The following is a 21,634-nucleotide window of genomic DNA, read 5'->3' on the forward strand; positions in this document are numbered from 1 at the left end:
AATAAATATCAAAAGGTTATATCATTTTTCTATGAGTTTGAATGAAGACTGTTCTTTCTTTCAACCTGAAATTTTGGTGAACAGCCGCAACACATTTTCTCCGGTAATCCGGCGGATATCTGCATCACTCACGCCCATCACCTCTGCCAGTACCGCAGCTGTATGTGCAACAAATGAAGGCTCATTGCGCTTACCGCGATGGGGGATCGGCGCCAGATATGGCGCATCGGTTTCCACCAGCAACCGGTCATGCGGCACAATTTTTGCTGCCTCGCGGATTTCTGCCGAGTTTTTGAAAGTGATAATACCCGAAAAAGATATATAACCGCCAAGTTCAATGCCGGTGCGTGCCAGATCAATACCGGATGAAAAACAATGCAGGATAAACGGAAATGCGCCTTTGGCTGTCTCTTCCCGCAGCAAGGCCGCCATATCCGTATCGGCACTGCGCGCATGAATCACCAAAGGCAATTGCGTGCGGCGCGCGGCCTCAATATGTGTCAGCAAGCCCTGGCGTTGTGCTTGCGGCGTTGAATAATCATAATGATAATCCAGCCCCGACTCCCCGATGGCCACAACTTTGGGATGTTGCGCCAGACGCACCAGTTCATCAGCTGTTACATCAAGCTCTTCATGGGCATTATTGGGATGAGTGCCAACGGAGCAATAAACCTGCTCATAATTTTCCGCAACAGCAAGGATCCGGTCAAATTTTTTGACACGGGTGCAGATGGTGATCATCTTCTCCACGTCCGCATCCAGCGCGCGCTGAATAATGGCATCGCGCTCCTGCGCAAAATCATCAAAATCAAGATGGCAATGGCTATCTACAAGCATAATAAAAGTCCTGCCCGCATATTGACGCGGGAAAAATTGATGCGGGGAAAATCAACACCCCGCATCCTTATATTTAAGTTGTTATTCCTGAACTTCCACATAGCGCGGGAAAATCGGCTGTGGTACCGGCAATGGCGCACCGCTTACCAGCATATCGCCAAGATCAGCAAAGCTGCGTTTATCTTCAGCAACTCCGAGAATATCAAGCAGCTTGGCAGAAGATGCCGGAATATAGGCCTGCGTCATAATACCAACACGGCGCAGCACCTCAGCCGTCACATAAAGCACAGTGCCCATGCGCACAGGGTCAGTCTTGCGCAAGCTCCACGGTTCCTGAGCGGCAAAATAGCGGTTGGCCTCTGATACCACATTGAAAATAGCAGCAAGCGCCTGATGAATAGCCTGAACCTTCATTGCATTACGGGCAATATCCAGCGCCTCTTCAGCCAGTTTCAAAATAGCCGTATCTTCCTCATGGAAATTGGCTTTTTCCGGCACTTTGCCCTCGCAGTTCTTGGCAATCATTGACAGCGAACGCTGTGCCAGATTGCCCAGATCATTGGCAAGATCCGCATTGGTACGGTTAACAATGGCCTCATGATTATAACTGCCATCCTGGCCAAAAGGCACTTCACGCAGGAAGAAATAGCGCACCTGATCCAGGCCATAGCGGTCGATAAAAGCAAAAGGATCAATCACATTGCCGACCGATTTTGACATTTTCTCCCCGCGGTTAAACAGGAAGCCATGAGCAAAAACACGCTCCGGCAATGGCAGGCCGGCAGACATCAGAAAAGCCGGCCAGTAAACAGCGTGAAAACGCACAATATCCTTGCCCAGAATATGCGCATTGGCAGGCCAGAACTGCGCTTTTTCCGTATCCATATCCGGATAGCCGATGGCTGTGAGATAATTGGTCAGCGCATCAACCCACACATACATGACATGTTTGTCATTACCCGGCACAGGCACACCCCATTTAAATGTGGTGCGGGAAACAGACAAATCGCGCAAGCCCGATTTGATAAAGCTCAAAACCTCATTACGGCGCTCGGAAGGGCCGACAAATTCCGGATGTTTTTCAAAATAATCAATCAGTGGCTGCTGATATTTAGACAGACGGAAAAAATAGCTCTCCTCCTCATGCCATTCCACCGGCGAGCCGATCGGCTCGCGGCGCACCCCGTCTTCACCGACAGTCGTTTCACTCTCGTCAAAATAGGCTTCCTGACGCACCGAATACCAGCCGGCATAGCTGTCGAGATAAATATCGCCATTATCAACCATGCGCTGCCAGATCTCCTGACAGGCCTTGTAATGGCGCTGTTCGGTGGTGCGGATGAACTGATCATGGCTTGAGCCGATTTTTTCCAGCATTTCACGGAACACGGCGGAATTCTTATCGGCAAGCTCCAGCGGGGTAATGCCTTCCTTTTCAGCGGTTTGCTGCATTTTCAGGCCGTGTTCGTCCGTACCTGTCAAAAACAGCACATCCTTGCCGTCAAGACGCTGAAAACGCGCCATCGCATCGGTGGCAATCGCGGTATAGGCATGGCCGATATGCGGTGTGCCATTGGGGTAGAAAATCGGAGTGGTAATATAGAATTTTTCGCGGCTCATGTCGGATCCGTCTTGTTGAGATAATTTATCTCATGAAGTCAATATGATGATAACTGATGTAACCGGCATATCCCATGTCAGGCTCTAAGTCAGCCCTCAAAGGGAAAAAATAGAAAACTTCATGCTCTGTTTATGCAGATTACATGATCCCTGCAAATTATCAGGACTAGATGCAGCGACCGGCTCTGTCGGCGGCATCAGCCGGTCTCAAGCCTCAGGACCGGCATGCCGCTGCGCATAGCGCGATGCATTTTTTCCAGCATGATCAATGCCGCCTGTTTGCGGTCAAGATTGTAGCTTGCAGTCTCTGCCGCCTCGCGGCGCAGCTCACCCCAGAATTGCGACCACTGACTTGCCTGATGAAGCTCACCTTGCTGCGCAAGATCAAGCGCCTGTGCCGCTGCTTTTTCCAGCATATACTCAACAAAAAGCTGGTTTTGCACATCTGCATCGCGCCCGCCCAGCACCGCAGCCAATGCCTGCGCAGCTGACAGGTCAAACTGTGCCTTATTCAGCACATTGTCCACCGTATCGGTAATTTCCAGCCCGCCATGCGCCACCAGAAGCAGCGCCTTGCGCACAGAGCCCTCGGCACGCGCTGACAAGGCCGCAAAATAATCCTGATCCTGCACATTCACGCCAATGCCCCTGCCCGCAACATCCAGTGCGCGCTTCAGTGTTGCATCATCAAGCGGCTTGAAAACAAGCGACTGGCAGCGTGAGCGGATGGTTGGCAATAAACGGCCTGAGGAATGCGAAACAAGAATGAACAGCGCCCGCGCGGGCGGCTCTTCCAGCGTTTTTAAAAGCGCATTGGCAGCATTGCGGTTCATATCATCAGCCGGATCAATCATGACAATGCGCCATGAACCGTCACCGGAAGTGCGGCTTAGAAAATGCGTGATCCGGCGAATTTCTTCCACCGTAATCGCCGTGCGGAATTTACCGGTTTTAGCATCATATGGCCGGGTAATATGCAAAAGCGCCGGATGCATGCCTTGCGATATCTGGCGATATGGCGCTTTATCGGGATCAGGTACAGCCAGATGTTCAGGTGCCTGTGCGTGATCGGGATATTGCAGCATATGGCCGGCCAGATGAAAACCCGTTGTTGCCTTACCAATTCCCTGCATACCTTCAAACAACAGCGCATGATGCATCTGGCTTTGCTTATAGGCTTGCGCCAGAAAATGGCGGATTTCCTCATGGCCGGTTAAAAATACCGATGCATTTGGCGCTGCTACGCCATAAATTTCATCATAAGCGGTATTAGGTGCCGGATTAGCCATTAGCGGTCACCTCACAAGATTGCAAAAGTGCATCTGTAAGTGCAGCAATTTCTGCACTGATCATTTCCACCGGACGATCGGCATCAATCACCTTGCAGCGTTGCGGCTCTGCCCGCGCAATAGCCAGAAAAGCCTGCCGTCTTGCTTCATGTGTGGCTATGGTTTCTTTTTCAAAGCGATCTGCAGCCTCATCCCCGCGGCGCAAACCTGCCCGCGCCAAACCTTTTTCTGCCGGAATATCAAGAATAAATGTCAGATCCGGCAAGGTTCCCGCCACAGTGATGCGCTCAACTGATTGCATAAATTGCTGATCAAGATTGCCGCTGATCCCCTGATAAACACGGCTGGAATCAATAAAACGGTCACATAACACAATCTGGCCGGCATCCAGCGCCGGACGGATTTTTTGATCAATATGATCACTGCGCGCTGCGGCAAATAACAGCGCTTCCATTGCCGGACCATAGGTCTCAGCCGCGCCGCTTAAAATCACATGGCGCACAGCCTCCGCCCCCGGAGAGCCGCCCGGCTCACGGGTGACCACAACCTCAAAACCACACTTTTTCAGATGATCAGCCAGAAGGGGAATCTGCGTGGACTTGCCAGCGCCCTCTCCGCCTTCAAATGTGATCAATAATCCTGACAAGGTTCTGATTTTCCTGTATTGTACAAAAGAAAATAACCGGCCAAACCACGGAGCAACCGGCCGGAAATTATAAAAAGCGATCACAGCTTATTCAGGATGAAGGCACATTTGTCAAATAAAACCCGTCACCACAACCGGCGCATCCAGCCCGTTGCCAGTTCATAAAGTGCATCAAGGCTTTTATTGCGCAAAGTGCCTTCCACCACATCCTGCGCGGCAAAAACCGGCCGTTCCAGCAAGATTTCCTTATCCCGCAGCACCTGCAACCGGCCAATTTCCTGCCCTTTTTTAACTGGTGCCGCAACCGGCCCCTGATAAATCACCTGCGCATGCAGTTTGCCCCTTTCTGCCGCGGGTACAAGCACAGAAACCCGATCCCTCACAATCAGCCCAACAGAGCCCTGCGTGCCGCCATAAAGTGCAGCTTGTGCCACTTCCGTTTCTTTTTCAAATACCGGAAAACGGATAAAATCATTCATTGCCCAATTAATCAGCTTTTCCGCATCCGCGCTTCTGTCCTGTGCGGTTTTCGCACCATTAAGCCCCAGAAAAATTCGCCGCCCGTGTGCCTGTGCCGAGGCAATAAAAGACATGCCTGTTTCCTTTGTGCCGCCCATAGCCAGCCCGTCAGCGCCGATATCAAGCCGCAATAATGGATTACGGTTCCGCTGAAAGATTTTATTCCAGCTAAAGCTTTCCTGCGCATAAAGCGGATAATATTGCGGATAATCTTGCTGAATATGCTGTGCAAGCCGCACCATATCACTCAATGTAACCTGCTGTTTTGCCTCTGCCGAAGGCAGGCCGGTGGCATTGGCAAAAACCGAGTTTTTCAAACCAAGCTCACTTGCCCTGCGATTCATATCTTTGGCAAAATTCTGTTCACTGCCGCTCATGCCTTCTGCCAGAATGATAGCGCCGTCATTGGCTGATTGCACAATGATGCCTTGCAACAAATCATAAACGGTTATTTGTGAATTGAGTTTGGCAAACATCGTGGCCGTTCCGGAAGGCGCGCCGCCGGTGCGCCATGCATGTTCACTCACCGTAAAAGCTTTATCCGGCTGCAATTTCCCGTTTTTCAATGCATTGAAAACAATCTCAGCCGTCATCAGCTTGGCAAGCGAAGCGGGTGCAAAAGGCGCATCGGCCTGACGGGAGAATAAAACACTGCCGGTATCAGAATCATATAACAATACTTGCGTTGAATTGACATTAAAGGGCAGCTCGGCACCATAAGCCGCGGAAAATGCCGATCCGCCGGCAAGCAATATAGCAGCAAGGCACAGATTTCGTGCAAATTTTGCCAGGCAATATGTGCCGCTGAAACCAGTCACCTTCATCTCCGGTTATCTTGCAATCATTTTCAGGCTTTAAAAATAAATCATCATCATTGACGATCTGTGAAGCGACAGCATCATTGTTGCAGATATATTATTGCTGCAACAGTTGGTATAAAAAACAAAACGTCCGGTAAAACCGGACGCTGCAAACCCTGTTTAAATCCGCAGGGCAAAATTTATTCAGCCCGCACCACAAATGCATCTTCTGCTCCGGCTGCCCATGCTGCCCGCAACAAGGCATCATTATCGCCGTTTCTTGCTTTTGCAGTCAGGCTATAAAGCGCACCTTGCGGCTGCGGGGTTATAGTGCGGCTGACAAAGGCTGAATGGCCAAGCGCCCTTGCAATATGCTCGGCCTCCTCCTTGCCGGAGAATGTGCCAAGATCGACATATTCGCCTTGCTCAGGATCATTGCGCTGCAATTTTTCTGCCTGTGCCTGCCGCCATTCAGCAGAGGCTGCCTGCGGCAGCAAAACTTTGGAATAAACATCCTCCCTTTCCTGCATCATGCGGTCGCCCGCATAGGCAGCAAGAAGAATATCGCCCTGCTGCGCAGAGGCCACATTATAAAGATAAGCAGGCTTATCAAGCGGCACAGGCACAATAGCAGGCAGCATTGGTGCCGCATCTTGCGCATAGCCAAAAGGCACAGGCGGCTGCGCGGCGATCTGATCAAATGCAGAAACACCATGCGGCACTGACTGATTTGGCACAGCAGTTGGCGTCGGCCCGTTCATGGCCATCATCACGCCGCTTGCAGGCTGGCCAATGCCGTCATTATTGCCGCCAGGGCGATAGGATGCCAGCAAAAATGCATCATCCTGCCCGTGCAACGGTGCACGGCCGATATACTCAACCTTTACCTTGGCGGTGCCATGGTGCTTATAATCCAGCAGTTCCGCCGCCTTTTCCGACATATCAATAATGCGATCATTGGAATACGGGCCGCGGTCATTAACGCGCACAATCACAGAACTGCCATTGGCCGTATTGGTTACACGGGCATAGCTTGGTAGCGGCATTGTCGGATGCGCTGCGGTGAGGTGCGTCATATCATAAACCTCACCATTGGCGGTGAGCCGCCCGTGGAACGCAGAGCCATACCAAGAAGCGCGGCCGACTTTCACATAATTTGGCTCTTCCTTCGGCTTATACCACTTGTTTTTCACCTTATAGGGCTTGCCTATCTGGTTGCGGCCGCCCCCGCGTGGCATTTTCTTGCCATTTGCCACGCGCGGGCTGGCTTTGACACCATAAACGGATTCAGCAAAATATTCCTTGGAACGTTTTTTCTTTTTAGCTTCCGGCTGCGGCGAGGCACAAGCTGTTACCAGCAAGCCAACCATACCAAGATAAAAAGCGCGTTTTACATTGGAAGAATTTCGCATAAGGCTCCCGCCAACCTCATCTTGTTTTGTATCGGAGATCTTGTTTTGCCGATATAGGCCTGACAGCAGATATTGGCTTTATACCCAATCCGTGCGTACCGGTATTTGCGGTAATCAACCTGCATGGCTGTTTTATAAAAAAACTCATTACGCTGTTCAAACCCGATAACAATATTATTCCGGTACAATTTTCGTTTTGTTAGCTGCATATTTTGACGGTTGCTTATTCATCCGTCTTTAAAATGCACTTTTGCAGCTGACATTTGGCAACAATTATTTAACGCGAGATTAACGGGAATTGCCGCCACTGCAAGCCTTAAAAAACAATTCATGAAATGTTCCGCCCCTGTCCGGCAATCTGCCTGTGCACATCCAAGAACAAAAATGCATATTATGCATGGAACCCTAAATAAGAGATTTTTGATTTATAAAATATTACAAAGAGATACAGAAAAATAAATGGCTGCAAACACTGTTTGAAGCTGATTATTGCTGCCATATTCACTATTGTGATGCGCGTTAACCATGTCGCAATTTCATTGAGGATAAGATAATATCTGCCTTACAGAAAAGTAAAATTGCACGAGGCAGTATCTCATTTCAAGGAGCGCTGCCCAACGACAGAAAGCATAACCATGAGCGCAGAATTAACAATTGCCGTATGGATGATTATTCTTGCCGTTATTCAGATTTTATTACCGGCAGGTTTTCGCAATCGCGAAACAGGGCTGGAATATAATGCAGGCGCAAGAGATCAAGCCGGCCCGCCAACCGGCATAATCACCGGCAGGTTACAACGTGCACAGAAAAACCTTTTTGAAACCCTGCCCTTGTTTTTTGCAGCCGTCATCATTGCCCATATTGCTGGCGTGACGGGCAATCTCACTTATTACGGAGCATGGGTCTATTTTATCGCGCGGATTTTATATGTGCCTGCCTATGCCTTTGGCATTCCATATATCCGCAGCCTGATCTGGTTTATTTCCATGATTGGTCTGACCATGATCGTGCTGGCTTTACTTGGCCTGTAAATATAATTTCACTAAATAAATAAGTTCTTATTTATTTGGAATTTACATGAATTTCTTTTTTTTATAGTCGCATTAAAAATATTAGTTTAAAGATGCCTTGATATGCGGCAAACACATATCATTGCCCCCGAAATTCAGCGGCCGGCATTGCCAGCAACTGGCTTTGCCGGCCTGAGGATATCAAGCAGTCATGAAACAGGCCCTTTTAAAAGCATTTTTCATTTCTCTCGGAGCAGCACTGTTTTGTGTATTTGTTAGCGTAATGGTTGGCATTATCCGTGGCGATCCGGCCGGCCTTATTGGTATAAGCCTCAGCCTTATCCTGCCGCTGGTTACAGCTTTTCCCACGCTCACAGTGGTTTTTCGCCGTACAGCCCAGCTAAAAAAAGCCTTTAATGACCTTGAGAAAGCGCATCAGGAATTACAGGCGCGCTCCAAGATTGATTATATGACCGGCCTTTATAACCGGGAGGCTTTTTTTGATATGATGCGCGCCGTGCGCTCACGGATTGATACAGGCGCCCTGTTGCTGATTGATGCGGATCATTTCAAAAGCATTAACGACCAGCACGGCCATACTGTGGGCGACCGCGCACTGAAGCTGATTGCCTATGCCCTGCAAAATGTGACCCGCAAGGGTGATCTGGTCGGACGCGTGGGCGGCGAGGAGTTTTGTGTATATCTGCCCAATGCCAGCAGAAAAGCGGCAATCAACGTCGGCGAGCGTATCCGTATCGAAATTGAAAACACGCCCTTTTATATTTCACAACATCAGTGTGAACCGCTCACCATCAGCATTGGCGGTGCTGTTGCCAGAAAAAGCGACAGCAATTCGCAGATTTTCAGCCGCGCGGATCATTGCCTTTATGAGGCAAAAAATCACGGGCGCAATTGCATGGTTTTTGAAAAGGAAGATGCGGTGAGCGCTTCAATTAACCCGCATATTGCCGAAGAAAAAATGCCGCAAGATACGATAGAGCGGCGGCGCTGATAAAACAGCATTTGCCGCTGTCACGCCCCGCCGTCATGTCCATAAAATGATTTTTTCCTCTGCGGTTGAAACCGGCGAAAAGCCCATGCGCTGATAAAGCTGCAAAGCGCGCGGACTATCAAGTGTGTTGGTTTCCAGACGCAATTTTTGCGGATTATGCGCCCATGCAGCCGCCAGAACCTCCGCAAAAAAGAATTTTGCCAGCCCCCGCCCCTGATAATCCGGCACCAGTCCGAAATAGAGCAGATCCACAGCCTCCGGCAGGTTCAGTTGCATTTCGGCAAAACCTGCCGGGCAACCATCTGCATAGAGCAGGAGAATACGGGTTTCTTCAGCCTGTATGACGGAGGAAACCTGCTCATCACTTTGCATGCGCCGCAACATCCAGTGATGCGGCTTGCCAATTTTTTCATAAAGATAGCGGTAGAAATGCACCGGCATATTTTCTGCCAACATGATTGCCAGCCGCAGGCCGGCCGGCAAGGGCACGGCAATGTTTGATTGTGCCGTCATTTCCAATCGCGTGATATTGACGCTCACTTCTTCAGCAGGCGTTATATCCTTCTCATCCGCAGAATTACTCATCGCATATCGATCTTATATTTTTTTTAAAAACTTTTTGCAGTATGACTGCCAAAAGCAGCCATTTTATGCCGGCGCCTTGCCAAAACGAATGCGGAAACGGCGGTTTTCCTTGCCCTTTTTCTCAATCTTGCCAATATGAATTTCGCCAATTTCTGCGGTATTGGCCACATGGGTGCCACCGCAGGGCTGGGAATCAACACTGCCCTGATCACCGATAAGCACCAGACGAATGCGCCCTTGCCCCGTTGGAGGACGCACATTCTTCGATTTCACGAGATCCGGATTGGCTGCCAGCTCTTCATCACTGATCCAGCTGGCGGTGACGGGTGAGGCAGCGTTAACCATTGCCATCAGCCTCTCACTCACCTCATCCTTGGTCAAATCATTGCCCTGCATGTCAAAATCAATGCGGCTGTCATCAATATTGACGGCAGCGCCGGTTACCGGAAACGGACAAATGACAGAAAGCAAATGACAGGCCGTATGCATGCGCATCAGTTTAAACCGGCGCTCCCAGTCAATTTCTGCAATCAGCTCTTCACCCGCTTGCGGCAGGTTTTGCCCCTCATCCGGCATGTGGATGAAATCATTCTTAGTTGCACCATGGATGGTGGTGGCAATTTTAATTTCAGAACCGTCAGCCCGGCGCAACACGCCGCTATCGCCGGGCTGTCCGCCGGATGTGGCATAAAACACTGTCCGGTCGAGAATAATGCCGCCTTCTTGTGTTATGCCAATCACACTGGCCGGTGTTGCTTTAAGATAGGCATCCTCACGAAAAAGCGGTTCGGTAACCGGAAACTGTGTCATTATTCCCTCCAAAAAATCTTTTATACAGGGTTTAAACCGCCTCAAAAGGGACTGCAATATCAGACTTTGCAACAAGCCATTGCGGCACCGGCAGGCCGCGTTCGGCAAGAAAAGCCGGATTATACATTTTAGATTGATAACGGTTACCGTAATCAGCAAGAATAGTCACAATCCGCGCACCTTTGCCAAGTTTTTGTGCCATGCGGATAGCACCGGCAATATTGATGGCGGAAGAGCCGCCAAGGCACAAGCCTTCCTGCATTACCAGATCAAAGGCCAGTTCCAGCGCCTCTTTATCAGGGACCTGACAGGTAAAATCCGGCTTAAAACCCTCCAGATTACCAGTAATGCGCCCCTGCCCGATCCCTTCCGTAATGGATGATCCTTCAGCCTTTAACGCTCCTGTTGTGTAATAGGAATAAAGCGCCGCGCCTTCCGGATCAGCAAGGCCGATCCTGATATTTTTGTCAAAACCGCGCAACCCTGCACCAACACCGGCAAGCGTGCCGCCCGAGCCAACTGCACAGATAAAACCATCAATCCTGCCCTGCATCTGCTGCCAGATTTCCGGTGCGGTGGTTTCAATATGCGATTGCCGGTTTGCAAGATTATCAAACTGGTTTGCCCAGATGACCCCATTTGGCTCACTCTTTGCCAGTTGCTGCGCAAGCCGGCCGGATAAACGCACATAATTATTCGGATTTTTATAAGGCACAGCCGGAATTTCAACCAGTTGCGCGCCAAGCAGGCGCAGGGCATCCTTCTTCTCCTGGCTTTGCGTCTCCGGAATAACAATAACCGTGCGATAGCCAAGTGCTCTGGCCACCATTGTCAGCCCGATACCGGTATTGCCGGCAGTACCCTCCACAATCACACCGCCTTTGCGCAATAGGCCGCGCTTTTCCGCATCGCGAATAATATATAAGGCCGCACGATCTTTGACAGATTGTCCGGGATTTGCAAATTCAGCCTTGCCGAAAATTTCACATCCGGTCATTTCCGATGCCCTTTTCAGGCGGATGAGCGGTGTGTTGCCGATGGCCTCAACCACAGAATTTTTAACGCCGGACTGCGCCATGATATTTATCCTTTTAATGTTTTGCCGCGGTGTTATCTGTTGAAACTATTGCTGCAAAACAAACAGTGCAAGGTAAAGCTTTTCCGTAAAATTTGTCGTTAAAATAAAAATATCGCCGGAATTGCTTCCGACGATAGTCTTGTTTCAAAAAACAGGAAAAGACAAAAAAGCCGTCCGCTCAGCCATTACGGCTTCGGGCAGCCTGATTTTTATGACGATGAAAAGTCTTTTTTCTGGCCGCCCTGGTGCTGTTTGCATTGGTATTTGCGCCACTGCCGCGCCCGTTATGGCTGCCATTCTTGCGTTTGCGCGCAATTGATGCAGGGCGTTCGGCATTTGCATGATCACAGAACTCTATAATATCAGCAAAACCGGCAGTTTTTTGCGCTGCACTATCCAGCTTTTTATAAGGGCGTGAAGATTTGCGCCTGCCCGCAGGCAATGTCTTTTTGGCAGGCTCAGCCTTTTCAGGCTTTGCAGGGCGCTCCGGCAAGGGGCCGAATTGCGGCGGCAAATCTTTCTGCGGCAGTTTGTTGCGAATAACTTTTTCAACCGCCTTGAGTTTTGGATGTTCTGTGCCGGGGTCATAAAGCGTAATGGCAGCACCTGAGGCTCCGTTGCGGCCTGTGCGGCCGATACGGTGCACATAGCTTTCCGGCTCATCCGGCAAATCATAATTGATCACATGGCTGATGCCCGGCACATCAATGCCGCGCGCGGCAATATCTGTGGCAATCAGCACACGCACAGAGCGGTCTTTAAAGCCGTTTAGCGCACGCTGGCGGGCATTTTGCGATTTATTGCCGTGAATAGCAGCAACAGAATAACCATCCCGTTCCAGATGCCGCGCCACACCATCCGCGCCATGCTTGGTCCGTGTGAAAACAATAACGGTTTCCAGCTTCGGATCGGTCAGCAGGCTTGATAATGCCTTTTTCTTCTCTTTGGTTACAACAGGATGCAAGACCTGTGTAATCTCTTTTGCGGTTGTGCCCGCAGGGGATACCTCAACACGCACAGGATCGCGCAGCAAGCCTTCAGCCAGCGCCACAATTTCTTTTGGCATTGTGGCTGAAAACAGCGCCGTTTGCCTGTCAGAACATGTGGCTTTGGCAATGCGCTTTACATCATTGATAAAGCCCATATCCAGCATACGGTCAGCCTCATCCAGCACCAGCCATTTTGTGGCAGAAAGATCAACGCAATTTTCACGCACAAGATCGGTCAGGCGCCCCGGTGTTGCCACCAGAACATCCACACCAGGTTGCATTTTGCGCACCTGTGTGCCGCGCGATACGCCGCCCAAAATCAAGGCGGTTGAAATATGCGCCCCTTTTGACAAGATGCGGATGGTTTCTTCAATCTGCACCGCAAGCTCACGGGTGGGCGCAAGAATCAGCGCACGGCAGGTTTTTGGCTTGCGCTTATCACCAAGCGCCATAATCTGCGCCAAAATTGGCAGCGAAAAGGCGGCCGTCTTGCCGGAGCCTGTCTGTGCAATGCCCAGAATATCCCTGCCTTGCATTTGTGCAGGCAGCGACTGCTCCTGAATTGGCTTTGGCGAAACCATTCCCGCAAGGGACAAATTTTTAAGCAGCAGCCCCGTCATGCCCAAAGCAGCAAAACCGGAATCTCCCTGCGGCTCTGCAATAGCGGTCGGGTTGTTATCATTCTGATTTTTCAAAATATAAACTTTCAATATGCGCACCACCCAAAGAGCGGACATACGCATCTTCAGATCACCTCGCGCAAGCAGGCAATCCGGAAACTGATATTTAAACGACGAAGCGCCGGAACAATTATGTTCTCACGCGACTTGCGCTGCCGTATCCGGCACATGAATGTCCGGATGTTTTTACCCGTTTTTCAGGGCAAAGTTTAAAGACGCAACGAAGTCCGGCATGGAAAGCCCTCATACACTATAGCAGGAAGCCCAAGCGCCTGCCCTGCATATGAACGCTTTCCTCTTAAAAAGCAAATGAAATAAACAATATGGCCCTATGCATAAATGCATAGGGCGCTATTTTTGAATTTCATCAAATGATGAAATCAGCCAAAACCTGATTATCGGTAATATCCTGATAAGACCAGCCTGCTTCCTTAAACTTCTTATCAAGAACAGCAAAATTTCTGGCATCCTTGGTTTCAATACCAATCAGAACAGAGCCGAAATTGCGTGCTGATTTTTTTAAATATTCAAAACGCGCAATATCATCATCCGGCCCGAGAAGATCAAGAAACATGCGCAGCGCGCCCGGACGCTGCGGAAACCGGAAGACAAAATATTTCTTCAGGCCTTCATAGCGCAATGCGCGTTCTTTCACATCCGGCAGGCGTTCAAAATCAAAATTCCCGCCCGATACCACCAGCACAATGGTCTTGCCTGCAATTTCCTCTTTCGGCAGATCTTTCAGCGCATCAATTGCCAGCGCGCCGGCAGGCTCCAGCACCACGCCCTCCACATTGAGCATCTCGGTCATGGTGCCGCAGAGGCGGTTTTCCGGCACATTGATTACCCATGTTTCAGGATAGGCTTTGAGTATTTTAAAATTCTCCGCCCCCAATTCGCCGACAGCCGCGCCATCAACAAAATTATCCACACTCTCCAGCCTGATACGTTTGCCCGCCTCAAGGCTGCGTTTAAGGCTTGGCGCGCCTTGCGGCTCGATAAAACGAAACTCTGTTGGCCAGCCAAGCGCCTGCACATAAAGCGTAACTCCGGCAGCAAGGCCACCGCCGCCAACCGGCAGCAGCATCAGTTCCGGCACCAGACCTTGCGGCAATTGCCGCGCAATTTCCTGCGCTACAGAAGCCTGGCCGGTAATAATTCCCATATGATCGAAAGGCGGTACCATCACACCGCCCTGCGCCTTGGCATAGTCCTGCGAGGCAGCATAGCACTGGTCAAAAATATCGCCGACAAGGCGAATTTCAATAAATTCCCCGCCAAAGGCACGGGTTTTATCAATCTTCTGTTGCGGGGTGGTCACCGGCATGAATACCACGCCCTTGCGGCCAAAATGACGGCAAACATAGGCAAAGCCCTGCGCATGATTGCCCGCAGAGGCGCAGACAAAAACTGCTGTTTTATCAACCTTTTTGATGGCAGCGGAAATAAAATTGAACGCACCGCGAATCTTGTAGGAACGCACAGGCGTGAGATCTTCCCGCTTCAACCAGATATCGGCGCCATATTTACGCGACAGATAATCATTACGCTGCAAAGGTGTTTCACCAAACAGCGCACGCATATGCTGTGTGGCCTCGGCGACAGACTGGATAAAATCACTCATAGAAACAAATCAACTTTCTCGAAACATCGTACATCCACAAGGCCGATATCGGAAATACGCAGTTCCGGTATCACAACAAGCGCCAGCAGCGAATGCTGCATATAGGCATTATTAAGTGTGCACCCCATGGCGGCCATAGCTTTTACCAGCTTGTCAGCCTTGCCGGCAACAATTTCAGCACGCTCGTCAGACATCAAACCAGCAATTGGCTTTTCCACACAGGCCAGTTCCCTGCCCTTAGAATAAAGCACCACGCCGCCGCCGATTTCACCCAGCCGGTTAACGGCTTTGGCCATATCATCCTTATTAGTACCAACGGCAATGATATGATGGCTGTCATGAGCAACCGTTGAAGCCAGCGCACAATCCAGCATATAACCAAAGCCGGAAACAAAGGCATTGGTAACCTGCCCCGAACCACGATGGCGCTCCACCAGAGCAATCTGGCAAATATCATTGTGCCGGTCCATCTGCACTATGCCGTCACGCACGGCAAGTTCTGCCTCCATTGCGCGGGTGGGTGCCTGATTTTCAATCACGCCTATAACGCGTGCCGTTATATTTTTAACAGGCTTTGGTGATTTAATATCAAAATCTTGGGCGGAAAACTTACCTTTAAGCTTTACCGTGTTTTTGGCACTTTCCGGATATTGATAAGGCGCAATATCAGCAACCAGCCTGCCCTGTTCCGCCAGCAAAATACCGCGGCCATAAACGCGCTCGATTGTCAAAGCCGCAAGATCGGAAACAATCAGAAAATCCGCCCGTCTCCCCGGTGTGATCGAACCGACTTCCCGTTCCAGCCGAAAATGCTGGGCAGTATTAAGCGTTGCCATTTGAATGGCAGTAACCGGATTAAGCCCCTGTGCAATAGCATGGCGCACCACGCGGTCCATATGGCCCTCATGCACGAGAGTGCCGGAATGGCTGTCATCAGTGCAGAGCACAAAATTGCGCGAATCCAGCCCCTGTTCGGTAATTGCTTTTACCTGTGCAGCCACATCATACCATGCAGAACCAAGACGCAGCATGGCGCGCATACCCTGACGCACACGGGCAATAGCATCCTCAGCGCGCGTGCCCTCATGGTCATCTTCAGGGCCGCCGGCTACATAAGCATGAAAAGCCCTGCCAAGATCCGGCGAGGCATAATGCCCGCCAACCGTTTTTCCTGCATTCATGGTGGCATCAATCACGCCGCGCATTGTGGCATTATTATTGGCAACACCGGGAAAATTCATCACCTCGCCAAGGCCGACAATATTCGGCCAGCTCATGGCCTCCAGCACTTCTGCCGCGCCAATTTCCGCCCCGCCATTTTCAAGCCCCGGCGCAGAAGGCACACAGCTTGGCATCTGCACATAGACATTAACCGGCATGGCCATAGCTTCATCATGCATCAGCCGCACGCCCTCAAGCCCCAGCACATTGGCAATCTCATGCGGATCAATAAACATGGAGGTTGTGCCATGCGGAATAACAGCACGGGTAAATTCTGTTACCGTCACCATGCCGCTTTCAACATGCATATGCGCATCACACAGCCCCGGCACCAGATAACGCCCTTCAGCATCCACCACTTTGGTATTTGCGCCAATGCAATGTGCTGCATTGTGGCCAATATAGGCAAAGCGCCCTTCAGCAATGGCTATATCAATACCGGCAACAATTTCGCCGGAATAAACGCTGACCAGACGCCCGTTACGCACCACCAGATCCGCCGGCCTGCGCCCCATGGCAACATCAACCAGCACGGGGGCGGATTCTGCCCATGTTTTAATTTCAGTTCCGGATTTTTTAAGATCAGACGACGACAAGGCAGCCTCCATAAAATTACCGGATAATTTGCTATCACAATGATAACAGGCAGCTCTCCGGCGCAGGCAAAAATCAGTTTTGCCAAGTTTGGCGAAAAATTACCAGTTTGTTTTGCTGTTTCAGGCAAATATCAAGTGCTCAGCCATAGGATTTAAACCGGTACAGCATATTTCCAAATTCAGACAGACATCATAAAAATCATAAAAATTTTTATCCGTTATGGCTCATATATTGCATAAAAGACAATTTAAATATCTGTTTTCAATGAATATTGATTTTAACAGAATACCATAAAAATCGTGTATTTTATGCCGATAATCCTTTTTACATGCAAAGATCGTCTTGACTTATACGGACAAATCACTGATCAAAAGATCAGGTTTAAGGCTGCATCTTATTGCGCCGCGGACGTGGAGAAATCGGTAAACTCAGCAGACTTAAAATCTGCCGCTCTTAGAGCTTGCGGGTTCAAGTCCCGCCGTCCGCACCATTTATTCCAATCAATTGTTTTTTTGTGATTGCTGCTTTATTAAAATAAACGGCAAATGCCGTGCGGATTTAAAAACAACACTCTTGCCATTTAGCTCCCCCGATAATTTGCAATAATATTTTTATATGCTAGGTTTTTACTAATATTAATATGTCAACGGAATTTCATCATCCGTTATTATAATCCTGCATTCCGATAAAAATAAAATTGAGGGAGATCACAATGAATGCAAAAGATTTTACAGGATTTGAAAAGTTTCTAACGCCGTCATTAATCAAAATTGTTTACTGGATCGGCATTATTTTTGTTATTTTCTCATCTATAGCAACAATTCTTGGCGCTTTTACTGCTTATGGCAATGGTTTTGCGCAATTTATCGCCGGCCTTGTCATGCTGGTTGCCGGGCTCATTTTCTGGCGCGTAATCTGCGAGGGAATTATGTTGTCCTTCAAGATTTATGACCGGCTCACTGAAATCAGGGATAATTTATCTCAAAAATGATTCCAAAAGGCGGCATGTGCACCGGCAAAGCCGCCTGTTTCTGATATTTTCTGCTTCTGTTGCCTTTTCCGGCCGATAACCGGTTTACGCAGCGCGCTACATTTTCCCTCTTTCATTTATCCCTAATTCCCTTCCACATTACCGGTACGCGCAAAGAAGGGCGAGAAAGAGCACAAAAACGCAGGATAAAAACAAATAAGAGTAAAAAAGCGCGCAAATGCAAGGATCAGCGGCTGCAATTAAACTGGAAAAATACAGAGAAAACAGAGAAATGGCGGAGGGGGTGGGATTCGAACCCACGGTACGGTCACCCGCACGCCGGTTTTCAAGACCGGTGCCTTAAACCACTCGGCCACCCCTCCTTGCAACAGGCAAATCAGCCTGCAACGCATATAATGGCTACATACAGCCATGCTTGCAGTTTCGTCAATCACCTGCGCTCAAATTATTGTGTTTGTTTGCAATTAATTCTTGAGCGCACCGGCTGTTCTGTCCCATCATGCCTGCAAAAACGCATTTTCAGCCCTTTTCATTCAGAAAATGCCGCTGACAAAATACGGGAAAACTCATGGGTATTGAATCTGTCAAAGCTTTTTTTGCTGAAAAAGCACCGGATATCAAGGTTATTGAACTGGAAACCAGCACCGCAACCGTGGCTGAAGCTGCGGCCGCGCATAAAGTGGAGCCGGCACAAATTGCCAAAACCTTGTCACTCAAACTTGGCGATGAGGTTATTCTGCTTGTGGCACGTGGCGATGCGCGCCTTGATAATCGTAAATTCAAGGATCAGTTTCAAAACAAACCACGTATGCTGGATCTTGATTCTGTGCTTGAAAAAACAGGGCATCCTGTGGGCGGCGTATGCCCCTTTGGCGTGGCCGATCACCTGAAAATCTATTGCGATATCTCCCTGAAGGCCTTTGATGAAGTGCTACCCGCTGCCGGCGCTATTAACAGCGCGGTGCGCATCAACCCATTGCGCCTTGCTGAACTGACCAATGCGCAATGGATTGATGTTTGCCAATAAATAATGTAATTGCCAGCAACTATGTGATTTATCATAAATTTCTCACATAAAGGCGGCCTGAAGGCCGTCTTTTTTAAATTTCGAAGTTAAATATTTCTCCCAATATAATAATCTTGCATGTGTATTTTCACTAAAATATGATTAAAAAAGTAAGTTTTAGCAAAACAGGACTTCATATTTTTTCAGAATGGTTCTAAACTGCGCCCATATTTTTGCAGCACCGGTTTATGCTGCGGGAAAGGACCTGAAATGCGTCTTACCAGACAAACCAATTATGCCATTCGTATGCTGATGTATTGTGCAGCCAATGAAGGCAGTCTCAGCCGCATCGCGGAAATTGCCAAAGCCTATACAGTATCGGAATTATTTCTGTTTAAAATTCTCCAGCCTCTTGTTGAGAATAATATTGTTGCCACTGTGCGCGGGCGTAATGGTGGAGTAAGGCTGGCGCGCCCTGCCGCCGATATATCCCTGTTTGACGTTGTGCGGGTGACTGAAGACAGTTTTGCAATGGCTGAATGTTTCGACAGCGACAGCGAATGCCCGTTGATTGATAGTTGCGCATTAAATTCTGCCCTGCGCGAGGCATTGAATGCGTTTTTTGGCGTATTGGCCAAATACAGTATTCAGGATCTGATTGATGCGCGCCCCAATGTGCGGGCATTGCTCGGTATTGATGAACTGGAAAACCGGCCTGTAGCCGCTTCGGTTAACTGATTGAACTGGTTATCTGATTTAGCAAACAGCCAACTGATTGAATGAATAAAAAGCCCTGCAACATATGTCAGGGCTTTTTATGTGGGTATTTCTTTGTTTTGTTGAAAAGATTTAAAAAACAGAATGCGGCAGAATAAACGGCCTGCCGGCAGCAGGCGCAACACCAACCTGCAACGGGCATTGATAAACCCGCAACAATCGCTCATCAGTAAAAGTTTCTCTCACGCTGCCGCAGGCTTCAACTCTGCCCTTATGCACCATAATAACATGATCGGCATAAAGAGCGGTCAGATTGAGATCATGTAAAACCGTGATAACCCCGCCGCCTTTGGCGGCAAAATTGCGGGCAATATCCATAACAAGAATCTGATGGCGGATATCAAGACTTGATACAGGTTCATCCAGCAACAAAAAACGCGGCCTGCCCTCCAAAACCGGCTTCCACACCTGGCATAAAACACGGGCAAGTTGTGCGCGCTGCTGCTCGCCGCCGGATAATTCCTGATAATAGCGCCCGCCAAAGCCTGCAAGATCAACAAGCTCCAGCGCCTTATCCGGCAAATACACTTCCTCACATCTGCGCACACCGGAACATCCGCCGGTAAGACCAAGGCTTACAATTTCACGCACAGTAAACGGAAAGGATAATGCGCTTGCCTGCGGCAGCACGGCGCGGCGCTCTGCCATCTGCCATGGCTTATAGGTTTCAAAACCGGCACCATCCAGCAGCGCCCTGCCCTTGTAAGGCAGATCACCGGATAAAGCGCGGATCAAGGTGGTTTTTCCGGAACCATTCGGGCCGACAATTGCCGTTATTGCTCCGGCTTTGGCGCAGATATTCACATTTTCAAGAATGGTTTTTGCACCAAGATGCACAGAAAAATCTTGTGTTTCAATCATATTTACAGATCCAGCACAGAACGGCGGCGCAATAAAATCCAGAGGAAGAACGGCGCACCGGCAAATGCCGTAACAATGCCGATCGGAATTTCTGCAGGCGCAACAATCGTGCGGCTTGCAGCATCAGCCAAAAGCAACATACATGCACCAAGCAAGCCGCATGCCGGCAGCAGATAGCGATGATCCGGACCGATAAAAAGGCGCAGCAAATGCGGCACCACAATGCCGACAAAACCAATACCGCCGCTGACCGCTACCGATGCACCGGTTGCAGCCGCAACCAGCACAATTGCCGTATTTTTTATCCGCTGGACGGGCATACCGAGATGATTGGCCGCCGCCTCACCCAGCGACAAAGCATTCAGGCCGCGCGCCAGAAAAGGTGCTGCAAACAATGTGAGCGCAATAACAGGACCTGCAGTAAAAATTTTAACCCATGTTGCACCTGCAAGCGAGCCCATGCCCCAAAAAGTAAGATCCCGCAATTGCCGGTCATCAGCAATATAAACCAGAATACCGCTGAATGCGCCGGACATTGCACCAAGTGCAATACCTGCAAGCAACATGGTGGCGACAGAGGTTCTGCCGCGGCGTGTGGCTATGCGATAAAGGATAAGTGTTGTGATAAGCCCGCCGGTAAAGGCGGCCAAAGGCAGCAGATAAATCCCGAAAATCTTTAAGACAGGCGCCAGAAAGCTGCCGCCCAGCACAATCACTATAATAGCGCCAAGGCTTGCGCCGGCAGAAACCCCCACAATTCCCGGATCTGCCAAAGGATTGCGAAACAGCCCCTGCATGACAGCGCCCGATACCGCAAGAGATGCCCCGATCATCATGCCCAATATAATCCGCGGCAAGCGAATATCCATAATAATAATATGATCGCGTTGTGCAGCGATATCGGAAAAACTGGCCTGCGCGCTGAACAGGGATTTCAGCACCGGCCAGCCAGAGGCTTGTGATGCCCCGAGTGTGAGGCTGAACAAGGCAGAAGACACCAGCAACACAGAGAGAAAAAGAATTGTGCGCCGCGCCTTGCAGGAGCGGTCTCCATCCTGATTAGCCGGCCCCTCCCGATTAGCCTGCATAGCCTGAGGTGCCACGCCTGTTTGCAGCGATTGCACACTTACATGATGCGATACCGCAGCCGCCTTGCGCCTGATCAGGCGGGATGCGGGCATAGCGCCAACGGTATCAGCCCCGGCAGCATCAATTCCAGCCTTATCTATCCCGATATTATCAATCAAAGTCTTATGCTTCCTATATCAGT

Annotated in this window: 19 protein-coding genes and 2 tRNA genes; 6 read left to right on the plus strand and 15 right to left on the minus strand. The window is 49.7% G+C overall.

Going from position 1 to position 21,634, the window contains the following annotated elements; translation table 11 throughout:
* Positions 1-60: 60 nt before the first annotated feature.
* The 6 genes from ACSTTO_RS06190 to ACSTTO_RS06215 all read right to left on the minus strand — a co-directional run bounded on the left by ACSTTO_RS06190 (position 61) and on the right by ACSTTO_RS06215 (position 7,081).
* Positions 61-837, minus strand: coding sequence for a TatD family hydrolase (locus tag ACSTTO_RS06190; RefSeq protein ID WP_439272277.1), 777 nt, complete (start codon positions 835-837; stop codon positions 61-63).
* Positions 838-918: 81 nt separating this feature from the next.
* On the minus strand, positions 919-2,457 hold the full coding sequence (gene metG, locus ACSTTO_RS06195; protein ID WP_439272278.1) for a methionine--tRNA ligase: 1,539 nt from the start codon (positions 2,455-2,457) through the stop codon (positions 919-921).
* A 197-nt stretch (positions 2,458-2,654) separates the two neighbouring features.
* Entirely contained in the window at positions 2,655-3,746 is a 1,092-nt protein-coding gene (locus tag ACSTTO_RS06200; protein WP_439272280.1) for a DNA polymerase III subunit delta', read from the minus strand.
* Positions 3,739-4,392, minus strand: coding sequence for a dTMP kinase (tmk, locus tag ACSTTO_RS06205; RefSeq protein WP_439272281.1), 654 nt, complete (start codon positions 4,390-4,392; stop codon positions 3,739-3,741). The genes ACSTTO_RS06200 and tmk overlap by 8 nt, the downstream gene beginning before the upstream one ends.
* A gap of 125 nt (positions 4,393-4,517) precedes the next feature.
* The gene (locus tag ACSTTO_RS06210) at positions 4,518-5,729 is read right to left on the minus strand and encodes a D-alanyl-D-alanine carboxypeptidase family protein (RefSeq protein WP_439272283.1); all 1,212 of its coding nucleotides are present in this window, start codon (positions 5,727-5,729) and stop codon (positions 4,518-4,520) included.
* Positions 5,730-5,911: 182 nt separating this feature from the next.
* Positions 5,912-7,081 carry a septal ring lytic transglycosylase RlpA family protein gene (locus tag ACSTTO_RS06215; protein ID WP_439272487.1) on the minus strand — a complete coding sequence of 390 codons (1,170 nt, stop codon included), beginning with the start codon at positions 7,079-7,081 and terminating at the stop codon, positions 5,912-5,914.
* A 677-nt stretch (positions 7,082-7,758) separates the two neighbouring features.
* Here ACSTTO_RS06215 and ACSTTO_RS06220 point away from each other — a divergent pair.
* Complete coding sequence (locus ACSTTO_RS06220) at positions 7,759-8,154, plus strand: MAPEG family protein (protein WP_439272285.1); 396 nt, start codon at positions 7,759-7,761, stop codon at positions 8,152-8,154.
* Between the two features lie 190 nt (positions 8,155-8,344).
* Positions 8,345-9,145 carry a GGDEF domain-containing protein gene (locus ACSTTO_RS06225; protein ID WP_439272287.1) on the plus strand — a complete coding sequence of 267 codons (801 nt, stop codon included), beginning with the start codon at positions 8,345-8,347 and terminating at the stop codon, positions 9,143-9,145.
* 33 nt (positions 9,146-9,178) lie between these two features.
* Here ACSTTO_RS06225 and ACSTTO_RS06230 read toward each other — a convergent pair whose 3' ends face one another.
* From ACSTTO_RS06230 to ade, 6 genes are all read right to left on the minus strand, one after another.
* Positions 9,179-9,730, minus strand: a complete 552-nt coding sequence (locus tag ACSTTO_RS06230; protein ID WP_439272289.1) for a GNAT family N-acetyltransferase — start codon at positions 9,728-9,730, stop codon at positions 9,179-9,181.
* A 63-nt stretch (positions 9,731-9,793) separates the two neighbouring features.
* Complete coding sequence (locus tag ACSTTO_RS06235) at positions 9,794-10,540, minus strand: alanyl-tRNA editing protein (RefSeq protein ID WP_439272290.1); 747 nt, start codon at positions 10,538-10,540, stop codon at positions 9,794-9,796.
* Between the two features lie 31 nt (positions 10,541-10,571).
* On the minus strand, positions 10,572-11,618 hold the full coding sequence (locus ACSTTO_RS06240; protein ID WP_439272291.1) for a cysteine synthase A: 1,047 nt from the start codon (positions 11,616-11,618) through the stop codon (positions 10,572-10,574).
* 178 nt (positions 11,619-11,796) lie between these two features.
* A complete protein-coding gene (locus ACSTTO_RS06245; protein WP_439272488.1) occupies positions 11,797-13,227 on the minus strand; it encodes a DEAD/DEAH box helicase in 1,431 nt (476 codons plus the stop codon).
* A 427-nt stretch (positions 13,228-13,654) separates the two neighbouring features.
* Complete coding sequence (gene ilvA / locus ACSTTO_RS06250; protein WP_439272292.1) at positions 13,655-14,911, minus strand: threonine ammonia-lyase IlvA; 1,257 nt, start codon at positions 14,909-14,911, stop codon at positions 13,655-13,657.
* The gene (gene ade / locus ACSTTO_RS06255) at positions 14,908-16,647 is read right to left on the minus strand and encodes an adenine deaminase (protein WP_439272489.1); all 1,740 of its coding nucleotides are present in this window, start codon (positions 16,645-16,647) and stop codon (positions 14,908-14,910) included. The genes ilvA and ade overlap by 4 nt, the downstream gene beginning before the upstream one ends.
* Before the next feature lie 486 nt (positions 16,648-17,133).
* On the opposite strand from ade, the gene ACSTTO_RS06260 reads away from it, so the two are divergent.
* Positions 17,134-17,219 (plus strand) — tRNA-Leu (locus ACSTTO_RS06260).
* 222 nt (positions 17,220-17,441) lie between these two features.
* Positions 17,442-17,720 carry a DUF4282 domain-containing protein gene (locus tag ACSTTO_RS06265; protein ID WP_439272294.1) on the plus strand — a complete coding sequence of 93 codons (279 nt, stop codon included), beginning with the start codon at positions 17,442-17,444 and terminating at the stop codon, positions 17,718-17,720.
* Positions 17,721-17,992: 272 nt separating this feature from the next.
* Here the strand turns inward: ACSTTO_RS06265 and ACSTTO_RS06270 are convergent.
* Positions 17,993-18,082 (minus strand) — tRNA-Ser (locus ACSTTO_RS06270).
* A gap of 206 nt (positions 18,083-18,288) precedes the next feature.
* Between ACSTTO_RS06270 and ACSTTO_RS06275 the strand changes: the two genes are divergently transcribed.
* Together ACSTTO_RS06275 and rirA are read left to right on the plus strand one after the other, a co-directional pair.
* Complete coding sequence (locus ACSTTO_RS06275; RefSeq protein ID WP_439272295.1) at positions 18,289-18,747, plus strand: YbaK/EbsC family protein; 459 nt, start codon at positions 18,289-18,291, stop codon at positions 18,745-18,747.
* Between the two features lie 249 nt (positions 18,748-18,996).
* Positions 18,997-19,464, plus strand: coding sequence for an iron-responsive transcriptional regulator RirA (rirA, locus tag ACSTTO_RS06280; RefSeq protein WP_439272296.1), 468 nt, complete (start codon positions 18,997-18,999; stop codon positions 19,462-19,464).
* 111 nt (positions 19,465-19,575) lie between these two features.
* Here the strand turns inward: rirA and ACSTTO_RS06285 are convergent, their stop codons facing one another.
* Both ACSTTO_RS06285 and ACSTTO_RS06290 read right to left on the minus strand, forming a co-directional pair.
* Entirely contained in the window at positions 19,576-20,364 is a 789-nt protein-coding gene (locus ACSTTO_RS06285; RefSeq protein WP_439272298.1) for a heme ABC transporter ATP-binding protein, read from the minus strand.
* Positions 20,365-20,366: 2 nt separating this feature from the next.
* Positions 20,367-21,452: a FecCD family ABC transporter permease gene (locus ACSTTO_RS06290; protein ID WP_439272490.1), complete on the minus strand. Its 1,086-nt coding sequence runs from the start codon at positions 21,450-21,452 to the stop codon at positions 20,367-20,369.
* Between the last annotated feature and the right edge of the window lie 182 nt (positions 21,453-21,634).

The organism is Pseudochrobactrum albidum, assembly GCF_051851455.1.
In the GTDB taxonomy this organism is placed as follows: domain Bacteria; phylum Pseudomonadota; class Alphaproteobacteria; order Rhizobiales; family Rhizobiaceae; genus Pseudochrobactrum.

Coding starts and splice junctions, on each gene's coding strand:
- ACSTTO_RS06190 (WP_439272277.1), bottom strand. CDS start 837: ATGCTTGTAGATAGCCATTGCCATCTTGATTTTGATGATTTTGCGCAG.
- metG (WP_439272278.1), bottom strand. CDS start 2,457: ATGAGCCGCGAAAAATTCTATATTACCACTCCGATTTTCTACCCCAAT.
- ACSTTO_RS06200 (WP_439272280.1), bottom strand. CDS start 3,746: ATGGCTAATCCGGCACCTAATACCGCTTATGATGAAATTTATGGCGTA.
- ACSTTO_RS06215 (WP_439272487.1), bottom strand. CDS start 7,081: ATGGTTGGCTTGCTGGTAACAGCTTGTGCCTCGCCGCAGCCGGAAGCT.
- ACSTTO_RS06220 (WP_439272285.1), top strand. CDS start 7,759: ATGAGCGCAGAATTAACAATTGCCGTATGGATGATTATTCTTGCCGTT.
- ACSTTO_RS06225 (WP_439272287.1), top strand. CDS start 8,345: ATGAAACAGGCCCTTTTAAAAGCATTTTTCATTTCTCTCGGAGCAGCA.
- ACSTTO_RS06230 (WP_439272289.1), bottom strand. CDS start 9,730: ATGAGTAATTCTGCGGATGAGAAGGATATAACGCCTGCTGAAGAAGTG.
- ACSTTO_RS06235 (WP_439272290.1), bottom strand. CDS start 10,540: ATGACACAGTTTCCGGTTACCGAACCGCTTTTTCGTGAGGATGCCTAT.
- ACSTTO_RS06240 (WP_439272291.1), bottom strand. CDS start 11,618: ATGGCGCAGTCCGGCGTTAAAAATTCTGTGGTTGAGGCCATCGGCAAC.
- ACSTTO_RS06245 (WP_439272488.1), bottom strand. CDS start 13,227: ATGACGGGGCTGCTGCTTAAAAATTTGTCCCTTGCGGGAATGGTTTCG.
- ilvA (WP_439272292.1), bottom strand. CDS start 14,911: ATGAGTGATTTTATCCAGTCTGTCGCCGAGGCCACACAGCATATGCGT.
- ade (WP_439272489.1), bottom strand. CDS start 16,647: ATGGGGCGCAGGCCGGCGGATCTGGTGGTGCGTAACGGGCGTCTGGTC.
- ACSTTO_RS06265 (WP_439272294.1), top strand. CDS start 17,442: ATGAATGCAAAAGATTTTACAGGATTTGAAAAGTTTCTAACGCCGTCA.
- ACSTTO_RS06275 (WP_439272295.1), top strand. CDS start 18,289: ATGGGTATTGAATCTGTCAAAGCTTTTTTTGCTGAAAAAGCACCGGAT.
- rirA (WP_439272296.1), top strand. CDS start 18,997: ATGCGTCTTACCAGACAAACCAATTATGCCATTCGTATGCTGATGTAT.
- ACSTTO_RS06285 (WP_439272298.1), bottom strand. CDS start 20,364: ATGATTGAAACACAAGATTTTTCTGTGCATCTTGGTGCAAAAACCATT.
- ACSTTO_RS06290 (WP_439272490.1), bottom strand. CDS start 21,452: ATGCAGGCTAATCGGGAGGGGCCGGCTAATCAGGATGGAGACCGCTCC.